This is a genomic window from Pseudonocardia sp. NPDC046786 (assembly GCF_040645415.1).
Taxonomy (GTDB): domain Bacteria; phylum Actinomycetota; class Actinomycetes; order Mycobacteriales; family Pseudonocardiaceae; genus Pseudonocardia; species Pseudonocardia kongjuensis.
On record NZ_JBEYYF010000007.1, the window covers coordinates 78353 to 91112 of the forward strand.

12 protein-coding genes are annotated in these 12760 nt (G+C 72.9%); 7 read left to right on the plus strand and 5 right to left on the minus strand.

Going from position 1 to position 12760, the window contains the following annotated elements; all coding sequences use genetic code 11:
• Window positions 1–27 precede the first annotated feature (27 nt).
• Window positions 28–741 (minus strand): GntR family transcriptional regulator, encoded by a 714-nt coding sequence (locus ABZ881_RS10965; protein ID WP_358483698.1) that lies wholly within the window; start codon window positions 739–741, stop codon window positions 28–30.
• A 339-nt stretch (window positions 742–1080) separates the two neighbouring features.
• On the opposite strand from ABZ881_RS10965, the gene ABZ881_RS10970 reads away from it, so the two are divergent.
• From ABZ881_RS10970 to ABZ881_RS11000, 7 genes are all read left to right on the plus strand, one after another.
• Window positions 1081–2067 carry a tripartite tricarboxylate transporter substrate binding protein gene (locus tag ABZ881_RS10970; protein ID WP_358483699.1) on the plus strand — a complete coding sequence of 329 codons (987 nt, stop codon included), beginning with the start codon at window positions 1081–1083 and terminating at the stop codon, window positions 2065–2067.
• On the plus strand, window positions 2060–2641 hold the full coding sequence (locus tag ABZ881_RS10975) for a tripartite tricarboxylate transporter TctB family protein (protein WP_358483701.1): 582 nt from the start codon (window positions 2060–2062) through the stop codon (window positions 2639–2641). Before ABZ881_RS10970 ends, ABZ881_RS10975 begins: the two co-directional genes overlap by 8 nt.
• Window positions 2642–2648: 7 nt before the next feature.
• On the plus strand, window positions 2649–4169 hold the full coding sequence (locus tag ABZ881_RS10980) for a tripartite tricarboxylate transporter permease (protein WP_358483703.1): 1521 nt from the start codon (window positions 2649–2651) through the stop codon (window positions 4167–4169).
• Window positions 4162–5286 carry an alcohol dehydrogenase catalytic domain-containing protein gene (locus tag ABZ881_RS10985; protein ID WP_358483704.1) on the plus strand — a complete coding sequence of 375 codons (1125 nt, stop codon included), beginning with the start codon at window positions 4162–4164 and terminating at the stop codon, window positions 5284–5286. The genes ABZ881_RS10980 and ABZ881_RS10985 overlap by 8 nt, the downstream gene beginning before the upstream one ends.
• A 43-nt stretch (window positions 5287–5329) precedes the next feature.
• The gene (locus ABZ881_RS10990) at window positions 5330–6505 is read left to right on the plus strand and encodes a CoA transferase (RefSeq protein ID WP_358483706.1); all 1176 of its coding nucleotides are present in this window, start codon (window positions 5330–5332) and stop codon (window positions 6503–6505) included.
• Complete coding sequence (locus ABZ881_RS10995) at window positions 6502–7278, plus strand: enoyl-CoA hydratase (protein ID WP_358483708.1); 777 nt, start codon at window positions 6502–6504, stop codon at window positions 7276–7278. The genes ABZ881_RS10990 and ABZ881_RS10995 overlap by 4 nt, the downstream gene beginning before the upstream one ends.
• 288 nt (window positions 7279–7566) lie before the next feature.
• A complete protein-coding gene (locus ABZ881_RS11000; RefSeq protein ID WP_358483709.1) occupies window positions 7567–8925 on the plus strand; it encodes a GGDEF domain-containing protein in 1359 nt (452 codons plus the stop codon).
• Between the two features lie 13 nt (window positions 8926–8938).
• Here ABZ881_RS11000 and ABZ881_RS11005 read toward each other — a convergent pair whose 3' ends face one another.
• The 4 genes from ABZ881_RS11005 to ABZ881_RS11020 are packed head-to-tail and all read right to left on the minus strand — an operon-like array spanning window position 8939 to window position 12684.
• The gene (locus ABZ881_RS11005) at window positions 8939–9571 is read right to left on the minus strand and encodes a helix-turn-helix domain-containing protein (RefSeq protein WP_344026181.1); all 633 of its coding nucleotides are present in this window, start codon (window positions 9569–9571) and stop codon (window positions 8939–8941) included.
• 8 nt (window positions 9572–9579) lie between these two features.
• Window positions 9580–10731: an acyl-CoA dehydrogenase family protein gene (locus ABZ881_RS11010; RefSeq protein WP_358483710.1), complete on the minus strand. Its 1152-nt coding sequence runs from the start codon at window positions 10729–10731 to the stop codon at window positions 9580–9582.
• A gap of 8 nt (window positions 10732–10739) precedes the next feature.
• Window positions 10740–11501 carry a 3-hydroxyacyl-CoA dehydrogenase gene (locus tag ABZ881_RS11015; RefSeq protein ID WP_358483711.1) on the minus strand — a complete coding sequence of 254 codons (762 nt, stop codon included), beginning with the start codon at window positions 11499–11501 and terminating at the stop codon, window positions 10740–10742.
• A gap of 34 nt (window positions 11502–11535) precedes the next feature.
• Window positions 11536–12684, minus strand: a complete 1149-nt coding sequence (locus ABZ881_RS11020) for an acetyl-CoA C-acyltransferase (protein ID WP_358483713.1) — start codon at window positions 12682–12684, stop codon at window positions 11536–11538.
• Window positions 12685–12760 lie beyond the last annotated feature (76 nt).

The following is a 12760-nucleotide window of genomic DNA, read 5'->3' on the forward strand; positions in this document are numbered from 1 at the left end:
CCGTGCTGGCCGCCGCCCCCGTGCCGGTCAGGCCGGCGGCGGCCCGTCCGGGTATGCGGTGAACGACCGCTCGCCGTGCACGGCCAGCTCGGCGAGCACCGCCGCCGGGTCACCGGCCTCGATCAGCTCCACCAGGTACCGGTGCCGGGCGGCGTGCTCGACCAGCGTCTCGAAGTAGCGCTCCCGGGCGATCAGGTTGCGGGACATGCAGAGCAGGATCTGCTCCTGGACGGACCGGTAGATCGCGCTCAGCCGCCGGTGCTCGGCGATGTCGACGATGGAGGCGTGCAGCGCGTAGGCGTGCTGCACCAGCGAGGCCCGGTCCTCGGTGCGCGCGTCGTGCTCCATCCCCGCCAGCGCCGCGTGCACGGGTTCGAGCACCCGCGGGTTGCGGACCGGCACCCCCTGCTCGATCGCCATCCGCTCCAGGCCGGATCGCAGCGTCATGACCTCGTGCACGTCGCGCTCGTCCATCGTGGCGACGACCGCGCCGCGCCGGGGCCGGATCTCGATCAGACCGTCGCCCTCCAGCAGGCGCAGCGCCTCGCGCAGCGGCGGGCGGCTGATCCCGAGCCGCTCGGTCAGCCGCTCCTCGATCAGCCGGGAGCCGGGCGCCAGCTCACCGGCCAGGATCTCGCGGCGGATCGCGTCGCGGGCGAGCGCGACCAGGCTCCGCTGCTCGACCCGCCCGGTCCCGGCGCCCCGGCCCGGCGCCGCCCCGGCGACGTCCTGATCCTGCACGACTGCCTCCTCCGCGGCGCGGATCCCGCGCCACAACCGTTGCCGCCTCGCTGAAGACTGTAGACAATAGTCGCTTCAGGCGCCGCGCGAGACTTGCCCCACACTACGGAATACTGTAGACAATAGTTCAGCTCCGGTCACCGCGCCGGCACGTTCCGGCCCCTCCGGCGGGCCGGCTCCGGCAGGCCACAGCGGCCGCCGCAGGGCCGTTCCGCCCGTCCCCTCGCCCGCGAACCGACAGCACCGGACCGGACCCGCACCGGAGTTGACCGCGCGGCCGTCCCGCCGGCCGGGCCCCCTGCACGTCGACGAGGAACCGTCTCAACGAGGAGAGAGTTCATGAACCGACCGTGGAGATCCACCCGCCGATCCGCGCTGCTCACCGCGGCCGTCGGCGCGTCCGCCCTGCTCCTCACCGCCTGCGCGGGCGGCGGTGGCGGGACCGACGAGAACGGCGTCTACTCCCCCGGCGACTCGGTGACGATGCTCGTCCCGTTCGCCGCGGGCGGCGGGTCCGACCTGGCCGGCCGGGCGATCGCCGGCGGCCTCGAACCCATCACCGGCGCCACCATCACCGTCGACAACCTGGTCGGCGGGTCGGGCGCCGTCGGCTACGCCCAGCTGGTCGGCAGCCGGGGCGACGCCACCACACTGCTCGCCGCCGAGACCTCGCTGGTGACCCTGCCGATCGTGCAGGACGTCCCGTTCAGCTACCAGGACTTCACGCCGATCATGAAGGTCGGCGAGGACTACAACGTCATCACCGTGCGCGCCGACTCGCCGCACCAGACCTGCACCGACGTCGTCGAGGCCGCCGACGAGACCTCGATCGGCGTCGCCGGCACCTCCGGCCCGGAGTTCATCACCTGGCGGATGGTCGAGATGGAGACCGGCGCGAGCTTCGACCGGGTCAACTTCGAGTCCGGCGGCGAGGTGACCGCCGCGCTGCTCGGCGGGCACATCGACGCCGCCGGGATGAACCCCGGCGAGATCCTCGGCCAGCTGGAGTCGGGCGACGCGAGGGCGCTGTGCGTGCTCGCCCCGCAGCGCTACGAGTACGAGGCGCTCGCCGACATCCCGACCGGCGCCGAGCAGGGCATCCCGGTGGAGTTCGCGCAGTGGCGCGGCATCGTCGCGCCGGGCGACGTCCCCGCCGAGGCGCGCGACTACTGGATCGACGCCGGCCGGCAGTTCGCCGAATCCGACGCCTACTCGACCTACGTCGCCGACAACCTGCTCCAGGCCTCGGCGTCCTACGGCGACGAGTTCGGCGCCTACCTCGACGAGTACCACGCCGACGTCGCGTCGGTCCTGGACAATGGCTGAGCAGGCGGTACAGCCGCGCCGCACCCGGCCGACCCGCTCCGACGTCGTCGGGACGGCGCTGCTGGCCGCTATCGGTGCCGCCGCCACCGTGCTCGGTCACGGCTACGGCATGGTCGACGACGACGGGCACGTCGGAGCCGGCTTCCTGCCGACGGTGACCGGCGCCTTCATCCTCGTCACGGCGCTCGCCGAGATCGCCCGGATGTACCTCGCGGCGCCACCCGCAGGCACCGGGTCGCTGCTCGAGGGCGTCGACCGGATCGAGCAGCGGGCCGCCCGGGCCACCGCCGCCGCGCACGAGGAGCAGCGGGACACCTTCGGCCGAACCGCGCGCCAGCGCGGCCGGGCGATCGTCACGGTGTTCGCGATCCTGCTCGGCGCGCTGCTGCTGGTACCGGTGATCGGCCTGCTGCTCGCGCTCGGCGCGATGGTCCTCGCCATCACGCTCGGCGTGGAGCGCAAGCCGGTCCTGCCCGCCGCGCTGACCACCGTCGGCGTCGTCGCGGCCGCCTACCTGATCTTCGTCGTGGCGCTCGGCGTGCCCACACCGACCGGCCTGCTCGGGCTGGTCTGAGGCCGCCGTGATCGAGAACCTGCAGCTCGGGCTGGAGACCGCGCTCTCCCCCACCAACCTGCTCTGGTGCTTCGTCGGCGTCTTCCTCGGCACCGTGATCGGGCTGCTGCCCGGTCTCGGCTCGGCGACCGGGGTCGCGATCCTGCTGCCGGTGACCCTGGCGATGGAGCCGATCACCGCGCTCACCATGCTCGCCGGGATCTACTACGGCTCCCAGTACGGCGCGTCCACCAGCTCGATCCTGCTGGCCACGCCGGGCGACTCGTCGTCGGTGGTGCTCACCCTCGACGGCTACCAGATGGCCCGCAACGGCCGGGCCGGTGCGGCGCTGGCCATCTCCGCGATCTCCTCGTTCGTCGCCTCGATCATCACCCTGGTCGGGCTGCTCCTGCTCGCCCAGCCGATCGCGGCGTTCGCCCTCAACTTCGGGCCGCCGGAGAACCTCGCGATCATCGTGCTCGGGCTCGCGACGATCGTGACCTTCGCCGGGGACAAGGTGCTGCGCGGCATCATCATGGCCGCCGTCGGGCTGCTGATCTCGATGGTCGGCATCGCCGCCGGGTTCCCGGTCGCCCGGTTCACCTTCGGCAGTGTCAACCTGCTGAGCGGCTTCGAGTTCGTCGCCGTCATGATCGGCCTGTTCGCGATCGGCGAGGTGCTGCACCAGATCCACCGCGGCGGTGAGGCGCCCATCCGGGCCCGCTTCCGCGACCTGCTGCTCACCCGCTCGGAGCTGCGCCGCTCGGTCGCCCCGACGCTGCGCGGCACCGCGACCGGCTTCGGTCTCGGCGTGCTGCCCGGGGCGGGCGCGACCCTGGCCAGCTTCATGGCCTACGGCCTGGAGGGCCGGGTCGGGCCGAACCGCCGCAAGCTGGGCAGCGGCACGGTCGAGGGCGTCGCCGGCCCGGAGGCGTCGAACAACGCCGCCGCCAACGCGAGCTTCATCCCCACCCTGTCCCTGGGCATCCCGGGCTCCGGGACGACCGCGATCCTGCTCGGCGCGTTCGTCATCTTCGGGCTGCAGCCGGGACCGCTGCTGTTCGAGCAGCATCCGGCGCTGGTGTGGGGCCTGCTGGTGTCGTTCTTCTTCGGCAACCTGCTGCTGCTGGTGCTCAACCTGCCGCTCGCCCCGGTGTTCGCGCAGGTGCTGCGGCTGCCCTACAGCTACCTCTATCCGCTGATCCTGTTCCTCGGGTTCGTCGGTGCCTTCGCGGTCGGCAACAACACCTTCACGCTGTGGGTGGTGCTCGTCGCCGGGATGCTCGGCTACCTGATGAAGCGGTTCGGGTTCCCGGTCGCGCCGCTGGTGCTCGGCCTGGTCCTCGGGCCGCTGCTGGAACGCGCGCTGGACCAGACGTCGTCGATGAGCGGCGGGAACCTGCTGGTCGTGTTCGAGCGGCCGATCTCGGCCGTCTTCGCGGTCGCGGCGATCCTCGCGTTCGTCGGACCGCCGCTGCTCAAGGAGATCTCCCGCCGCCGGGCCGCGGCGGCGAATCGCACCCCGGAGAGCGAGGACCTGCATGCCTGACCCGTCCGCCACGACCATCCGCGGTGCGGTGCTCGAACGGATCGGCGACACCGCCCCGTACGACCGCAGCCGGCCGGTGTCGATCGCCGAGCTGGAGCTCGCCCCGCCCGGCCCCGGGGAGCTCCTGGTCAGGATGGAGGCCGCCGGGCTGTGCCACTCCGATCTCTCCGTCGTCAACGGCAGCCGGGCCCGGCCGGTCCCGATGCTGCTCGGTCACGAGGCCGCGGGACGGATCGAGGCCGTCGGGCCCGGACCCGGCGACCTGGAGCCGGGCACCCGGGTGGTGATGACCTTCCTCCCGCGCTGCGGCGACTGCGCGGGCTGCCGGACCGGTGGCCGGTTGCCGTGCTCACCGGGCAGCGCCTCGAACACCGACGGCACCCTGCTCGGCGGCGGACGGCGGCTGCGCCGCGGCGGGGAGCCGGTGCACCACCACATGGGCGTCTCCGCCTTCGCCACGCACGCGGTGGTGGACCGCCGCTCGGTCGTCCCGGTCGACGACGACGTCCCCCCGCAGGTCGCCGCGCTGTTCGGCTGCGCGGTGCTGACCGGCGGCGGCGCCGTGGTCAACGCGGCCCGGCCCGGCCCCGGCGACGACGTCGTGGTGGTCGGGCTCGGCGGGGGCGGCCTGGCCGCCGTCCTGACTGCACTGGCGCTGGAGCACGGCCGGGTGATCGGGGTCGATCCGGTCCCCGGCAAGCGGGAGCTCGCCCGCTCGCTGGGGGCGGACGCGCTGTCCCCCGAGGAGGCGCTGGAGCGCGGCCTGACCGCACCCGTCGTCGTCGAGGCCGCCGGTTCGGCACCGGCCTTCGAGACCGCGGTCCGCCTCACCGGGCCCGGCGGCAGCACCGTGACGGTCGGGCTGCCCGCGCCGGACGCCATCGCCACCATCGCCCCGCTCGGCCTGACCGCCCAGGCGCGCAGCATCGTCGGCTCCTACCTGGGGTCCGCCGTCCCTGCCCGCGACATCCCCCGGTTCGTCGAGCTGTGGCGCAGCGGCCGGCTGCCGGTGGAACGGCTGGTCTCGGACACGATCGGGCTCGGCGACCTGAACCGGGCGATGGACAACCTGGCCGGCGGCACCGCGGTCCGCCAGATGATCGGTTTCGACGGGTGAGCACCCCGGACACCCATCCGCAGACGACAACCCAGGAGGTACCGTGACCGCACGGGCAGCAGCCGAGGGCGCGCCGCAGGCGCGGGCGCTCGCCGACATGACGATCCTCGACCTCACCCAGGTGATGGCCGGGCCCTACTGCACGATGGTGCTCGCCGATCTCGGCGCGGACGTCATCAAGGTGGAGAACCCGGACTCCGGCGACCAGACCCGGCAGTCGTGGGGACGGCCGGAGGCCGGCCGGGACAGCCGCGGGTTCATGGCGCTCAACCGGAACAAGCGCAGCGTGACCGTCGATCTCAAGAGCCCGGAGGGGCTGGCCCGGCTGCACCGGCTCGTCCGGGACGCCGACGTCGTCGTGGAGAACTTCCGGCCGGGCGTCACCGCCCGGCTCGGCGTGGACTATCCGACGCTGTCCGCGCTGAACCCGCAGCTGATCTACGCCAGCATCTCCGGTTTCGGGCAGGACGGTCCCTACTCGACCCGGCCCGGCTACGACCTGATCGCCCAGGCGATGGGCGGCGTCATGAGCATCACCGGCGAGCCCGGCGGACGGCCGGTCAAGTGCGGTCTCCCGCTCGGCGATCTGGGCGCCGGCCTGTTCACCGCGATCGGTATCCTCTCCGCCTGGAACTGGCGCCGGCGCACCGGCGAGGGCCAGTACCTGGAAGCCTCGCTGTTCGAGTCGGTGCTCGCGCTGTCGGTGTGGGAGTCCGTCGAGTACTGGAGCACCGGGAAGGTGCCGGAGCCGCTCGGGTCGGCGCACCGGATGTCGGCGCCCTACCAGGCGCTCGCCACCCGGGACGGGCACATCACGGTCGGCGCCAACAACGAGCGGCTGTGGCGGCGGATGTGCAGCGCACTCGGGATGGACGGGCTCGCCGACGATCCCCGCTTCGCCTCCAACATGGACCGGCTCGACCACATCCCGGAGCTGGTCGCGGTGCTCGAGGAGCGGCTCGCCGACGCCGACACCGACACCTGGGTCGAGACCCTGCTGGACGCGGGCGTGCCGGCCGGCCCGATCCAGGACTACCGGCAGATCCTGGACTCCGACCCGCACGTCCGGGCCCGCGGCATGGTCACCTCCTTCGAGCACCCGCTGGACGGCACGGTGCCGGTGATCGCCTCGCCGATCCGGCTGACGACGACACCGGCCACCGTGCACCGGCATCCCCCGATGCTCGGGGAGCACACCGATGAGGTGTTCGGATCATGAGCGAGGACCGGGTGACCCACCGCCGGGACGGCTCCGTGCTGTGGGTGGAGCTGTCCCATCCCGGCCGCCGCAACGCCCTGACCTGGCGGATGTACGACGAGCTGCAGCGGCTGAGCACCGCCGCGAACGACGATCCCGATCTGCGGGTCGTGGTGGTCCGCGGCGCGGGCGGGTCGTTCGCCGCGGGCACCGACATCGGGCAGTTCGCCGACTTCCGCGACGGCGACGACGGCATCGCCTACGAGCGCCGGATCGGTGCGGTGATCGACGCGCTGCTCGCCGTCCGGGTGCCGGTCGTCGGCGTCGTCGAGGGCCCGGCGATCGGCGGCGGCCTGGCCATCGCCGCGAGCTGCGACGTCCTGGTCGCCACCGAGGACGCCCGGTTCGGCGTCCCGATCGCCCGCACCCTCGGCAATGTGATCACCCCGGCCACGGTGCACCGGCTGCGCGACCGGCTCGGCGCCGGCCGGACCACGGCGATGCTGCTGACCGCCACCCTGCTCTCCGCTGCGGACGCGGCCGCTGCCGGGTTCGTGCACGCCGTCGTCACCACCGACGAGCTGGAGGAGAAGGTCGCCGACGTCGTCGGCCGGATCGCCGCGGGCGCCCCGCTGACCCTCGCGGCGCTCAAGGAGCTGGACCGGCGGGTCGGCGGCGCGGCCGGACTCGACCCGGCCGAGGACCTGCTGGCCCGGGTGTACGGCAGCGCGGACTTCCGGGAGGGGGTCACCGCGTTCGGCGAGCGCCGCAGCCCGCAGTGGCGCAACCGCTGATGCCGGTGGCCGGATCCGCCGATCCCGTGACGGCACCCCGCGCGGGGTCAGCCCGGGGTGACGACCACCCCCTTAGGGAGTGCTCCGTTCGGTCCAGTCGGCTGCGTCGACGGTCGGATCCGGCCACCCAGGGTCACAACTTGACGAACACATAAGGCGCCCGTCGCCCGGACGGCACCGTTCACCGTGCGAACCGACCACCGGAACGATCATCGCGGAGCGGCCCGGTACCCGGCGGTAGCCTCTCCCCCGATCGGCCACGGACGGACGGGCGGGTGAGTGGACCACGTGAGTTCTCACCAGGCGGCACCGCGGCACGCGGCCCGCCGCCGCTTCCCGTTCCGCTCCTGGCAGCTCGGCGCGCTGCCGGCGACCGCACTGGTGTTCGTGCTCGCGGTCGACGTGCTCGCCGCCGGCCTGCTCGCCACCTCCGCGCTGCGGGCGTCCCTGCCGACCGGCGATCAGCTGCTGCTGGCCGTGCTGCTGACCCTGGTCCCGGTCGCGCACACCGAGCTGTCGCTGCACTCCGAACGGATCCGGCGCCGGGTCGCGCACATCCACCACGCCAACATGACCTCGGTCTGGACGTTCTCCGGCGCGCTGCTCCTGCCGCCGCTGCTCGCCACCGCCGTGGTCGTCGCCGTCCACACCCATCTCTACCTGCGGGTCGCCCGCGCCGCGGGCACACCGGCGCACCGGCACCTGTTCCAGGCCGCGACCGTGGTGCTGGCCGTGCTCGCGGTCGCCGCGGTGCGGTTCGCCGCCGGGGTCCTGCCGTCGCCCGGCGACGGGCCGGGCGACGCGACCGTCGTCCTCGCATCGCTGCTCGCCTACGCCGCGGTCACCACGCTGCTGCTCGCCTGCGCGGTCCGGCTGACCCGGCCGGGCACCCGGTTGCTGTCCGTGCTGCTCGGCGCGGAGTTCCTGCTCGAGTTCGCGACGCTGTCGCTCGGCGGGCTGGTCGCGGTGATCATCGCCAACACCTCGCCGTGGCTGGTGCTGCTCGCCGTGCTCCCGCTGCTCGTCCTGCAGCAGACCACCCTGGTCCGCCAGCTGGAGAACCAGGTCGACACCGACACCAAGACCGGGCTGCTCAATCCGGCCGCCTGGCGCTGGCGCGCCGAGCAGATGATCGAGCGCTGCGCGCGCACCGACCGCGAGACCGCGGTGCTGCTGCTCGATCTCGACCACTTCAAGGCGGTCAACGACCGGCACGGCCATCTCGCCGGTGACGACGTGCTGCAGGCGGTCGCCGCGGTGCTCACCGCCGAGGTCCGCGACAACGACCTGGCGGGCCGGTTCGGCGGCGAGGAGTTCGTGGTCGCGCTCGGCGGCCTGCGGCCCGACGACGTGGTGTTCGGCCGGGCCCGCGAGGTCGCCGAGCGGATCCGGCGCAGCGTCCGGGCCCTGGAGGTCGACACCGCCACCGCGGGCCGGGTCGGCGGGCTGTCGGTGTCGATCGGCGTCGCGACCTCGAGCGAGCACGGCGGCAAGCTCGACGCGCTGCTCGCCGCCGCCGACGCCGCCCTCTACGACGCCAAGCGCGGCGGCCGGGACCAGGTGCGGGTCCGGCATCCCGAGCCGGCCGGCCGGACCGGCACCGCGACGCCACCGTTCGGCCTGCACTTCGGCACCGGCGGGGCCTGAGCCCGGCCGGCGGTCACGCCGCCAGGAGCAGCCGGGCCAGGTCCTTCCACTGGTCGAGCATCGCGTCCTCGCGCGGATCCCGCCGGTCGAAGGTGTAGGTCATCGACGTCCCGCGCATCGAGGTGAGCAGCAGGTCGCGCAGCTGCTTGAAGCGCGGCCGGGACGCCAGCTCGTCGCCGAACATCCGGGCCATCGACGCCCGGATCGCCGCTCCGAGCCGCTTCTCCTCCGGGCGCAGCACATCGGCGATCTCGGAGTTCACCCGGGCCGCCGTCCACAGCTCGATCGACGCCCAGAAGTGCGGCTCCGAGAAGCTCTCCCAGAGCAGCTCGATCACCCGGTCGGCACGCTCGAACACGTCCGCCGGCGGGCTCTGCTCGACCACCCGGCGGACGCGTTCCTCGGTGTCGGCGACCCGCTTCACCGCGAGGTGCTGCGCCGCGGCGACCAGCAGCCGGTCCCGGGACGGGAAGTGGTGCAGCAGCCTCCCCCGGGACACCGCCGCCTCGGACTGGATGACCAGCGTCGTCGAGCCCGAGTAACCACCCTCGATCAGGCAGGCCACCGCGGCGTCCAGGATCCGGGCGCGGCTGTCCTGCGACCGCTGCGCCCGGGTCCTGGTGGTGGTGCTCCGTTCGGAGGTCATGGTGCAGCCTAGAGTCCCAGACCCCGGCCGATGACCTCCTTCATGATCTCGGTGGTGCCGCCGTAGATCCGGGTGATCCGCGCGTCGGCGTAGGCCTTCGCGATCGGGTACTCGGTCATGTAGCCGTAGCCGCCGTGCAGCTGCAGGCACCGGTCGACGACCTTGCCCTGCAGCTCGGTGCACCAGTACTTCGCCTTGGACGCGTCGACCGCGGTCAGCTCGCCCGCGTTCAGCGCGCGCACGCAGTCGTCGACGTAGTGCTCGGCGATGTCGATCTCGGTGTCCAGCTCGGCGAGCACGAACTTCGAGTTCTGGAACGACCCGATCGGCGAGCCGAACGCCGTGCGCTCCTTGACGTAGCCGAGCGTCTGGGTCAGCGCCGTGCGGGCCGCGGCGACCGCCGCGATCGCGATCGACAGCCGCTCCTGGGGCAGGTTGCTGACCAGCTGGGTGAACCCCTGGCCCTCCTGGGGCCCGAGCAGGTTCGCCACCGGCACCCGCACGTCGGTGAACGACAGTTCGGCCGTGTCCTGCGCGTGCTGGCCCAGCTTGTCCAGGTTCCGGCCGCGCTCGAAGCCGGCCATGCCTCGCTCCAGCACGAGCAGGCTCATGCCCTTGTGCTTCTGCGACGGGTCGGTTTTCACCGCGACGACCATCAGATCGGCGTTGATCCCGTTCGTGATGAACGTCTTGGCCCCGTTGACGATGTAGTGGTCGCCGTCCCGGATCGCGGTCGTCGACATCGACGCCAGGTCCGAGCCGATGCCCGGCTCGGTCATCGCGATGCCGAGGATCTGCTCCCCGCTCACCACGCCCGGCAGCCAGCGCTGCTTCTGCTCCTCGGTGCAGTAGGCGAGCAGGTAGGGCAGCACGATGTCGTTGTGCAGGGTCAGGCCCAGCCCGGCCGCCGCGGCACCCGAGCGCATGAGCTCCTCGGCGATGACGGCGTTGAACCGGAAGTCCGGCACGCCGCCCCCGCCGTAGGTCTCGGGCACGTCGATGCCCAGGAAGCCGTTCGCCCCAGCCGTGGTGAACAGCTCGCGCGAGACGATGCCCTCGCGCTCCCACCGCGCCTCGTGCGGGACGATCTCCTTCTCGACGAACGACCGGAACGCCTCCCGGAAGTCCTCGTGATCGGACTCGTAGAGCGTGCGCCTCATCGCGCCTCCTAGCGGGGCTGCATCCGGATCGCGCCGTCGAGGCGGATCGTCTCACCGTTCAGCATCGGGTTCTCGACGATGTGCGCGGCCAGCTTGGCGTACTCGGCGGGCTGTCCCAGCCGGGACGGGTGCGGCACCTGCCTGCCCAGCGAGGTCTTGACGTCCTCGGGCAGCCCGGCGAGCAGCGGGGTCTCGAACAGGCCCGGCGCGATCGTGCACACCCGGATGCCGAGATCGGCGAGGTCCCGGGCGATCGGCAGGGTCATGCCGACGATGCCGCCCTTGGACGCCGAGTACGCGGCCTGCCCGATCTGCCCCTCGAACGCCGCCACCGAGGCGGTGTTGATCACGACGCCGCGGTCGCCGTCGACCGGCTCGGCCTTCGCGATCCGCTCGACGGCCAGCCGGATCACGTTGAAGGTGCCGATCAGGTTGACGTTGACGACCTTCGTGAACGCCGCGAGCGGGAACGCGCCCTTCTTGCCGAAGGTCTTCGCCGCGTCGCCGATCCCGGCGCAGTTGACGGCGATCCGCAGGGTGCCGAGCTCCTCCGCCACGTCCAGCGCGGCGCCGACCTGCTCCTCGCCGGTGACGTCCGCGGCGACGAACCGGACGGCGTCGCCCAGCTTGTCCGCGACCGCCTCGCCCTGCGACGACGGGAGGTCGATGATCACGACCTTGGCGCCGGCCTCCACGAACCGCTCCGTGGTGGCCAGGCCGAGCCCGGACGCGCCGCCGGTGACGACGGCCACCGCTCCGTTGATCTCCATGTGTGTCCTTCCGGTGTTGCTCTCGGGAGCGTTACTACAGCAGCTCGAGGATGGTGGCGTTGGCCTGCCCGCCGCCCTCGCACATGGTCTGCAGTCCATAGCGGATGCCGTTGTCCCGCATGTGGTGCACCAGGGTCGTCATGATCCGGGCACCGGACCCGCCGAGCGGGTGGCCGAGCGCGATCGCGCCGCCGAGCGGGTTGGTGCGCCCGGCGACGCCCGCGTCGTCGGCGGCGATGTCGGCGAGCCAGGCCAGCGGGACCGGCGCGAACGCCTCGTTGACCTCGAAGGCGCCGATGTCGGACAACGACAGCCCGGAGCGCTTCAGCGCCTTCTCGGTGGCCGGGATCGGCGCGGTCAGCATGATCACCGGATCGGCGCCGGCGAGCACGGCGGTGTGCACCCGGGCGATCGGGGTGAGGCCCAGCTCCTTCGCCTTCTCGCCGGTCGTCATCAGCAGGGCGGCGGAACCGTCGGAGATCTGCGAGGAGTTGCCGGCGTGGATGACGCCGCCCTGGTCGGCGTCCTTGAACACGGTCTTGAGCTGGCCCAGGCTCTCCAGCGTGCCGCCCCGGCGGATGCCCTCGTCGGCGGTCACCCCGGCGAGCGGGGCGATCTGGCCCTCGAACCGGCCCGCGTCCTGCGCCTCCGCGGCGCGGGCGTGCGAGAGCAGCGCGAACTCGTCGAGCCGGGTGCGGGAGAAGCCCCACTTCTCGGCGATCATCTCGGCGCCGACGCCCTGGTTCGGGAAGGCGCCGTAGCGCTCCATGAACGCCTCGCCGAACGGGTTCTGCTCCATCATGGCCGCGCCCATCGGGACCCGGGACATCGACTCGACGCCACCGGCGACGGCGACGTCGTACTGGCCCGCGATCAGCCCGGCCGCGGCGAAGTGCACCGCCTGCTGGCTGGACCCGCACTGCCGGTCGACGGTCACCCCGGTGACCGACTCGGGGAACCCGGCCGCCAGCGCGGCGCTGCGGCCGATGTCGAAGGTCTGCTCGCCGGCCTGGGACACGCAGCCCCAGACGACGTCGTCGATCTGCGCCGGGTCGATCCCGGCCCGCTCGACCAGGCTGCGCAGGACGTGGGCGGAGAGATCGGTCGGGTGCACCCCGGCCAGCCCGCCCTTGCGCCGGCCCACCGGGCTCCGCACCGCTTCGACGATGACTGCATCTCGCACGTCCCACGCTCCTTCGGGTGGTGGATCCGGCGCCCTCCGGCGCCCCGGCCAGGACGCTAGCAGAAAACAGTCAGAG

Bases quoted from the DNA above. Each gene is read 5' to 3' on its own strand.
- ABZ881_RS10985 (WP_358483704.1), top strand. From the start codon at position 4,162: ATGCCTGACCCGTCCGCCACGACCATCCGCGGTGCGGTGCTCGAACGG.
- ABZ881_RS11015 (WP_358483711.1), bottom strand. From the start codon at position 11,501: ATGGAGATCAACGGAGCGGTGGCCGTCGTCACCGGCGGCGCGTCCGGG.
- ABZ881_RS11005 (WP_344026181.1), bottom strand. From the start codon at position 9,571: ATGACCTCCGAACGGAGCACCACCACCAGGACCCGGGCGCAGCGGTCG.
- ABZ881_RS11010 (WP_358483710.1), bottom strand. From the start codon at position 10,731: ATGAGGCGCACGCTCTACGAGTCCGATCACGAGGACTTCCGGGAGGCG.
- ABZ881_RS10995 (WP_358483708.1), top strand. From the start codon at position 6,502: ATGAGCGAGGACCGGGTGACCCACCGCCGGGACGGCTCCGTGCTGTGG.
- ABZ881_RS10970 (WP_358483699.1), top strand. From the start codon at position 1,081: ATGAACCGACCGTGGAGATCCACCCGCCGATCCGCGCTGCTCACCGCG.
- ABZ881_RS10975 (WP_358483701.1), top strand. From the start codon at position 2,060: ATGGCTGAGCAGGCGGTACAGCCGCGCCGCACCCGGCCGACCCGCTCC.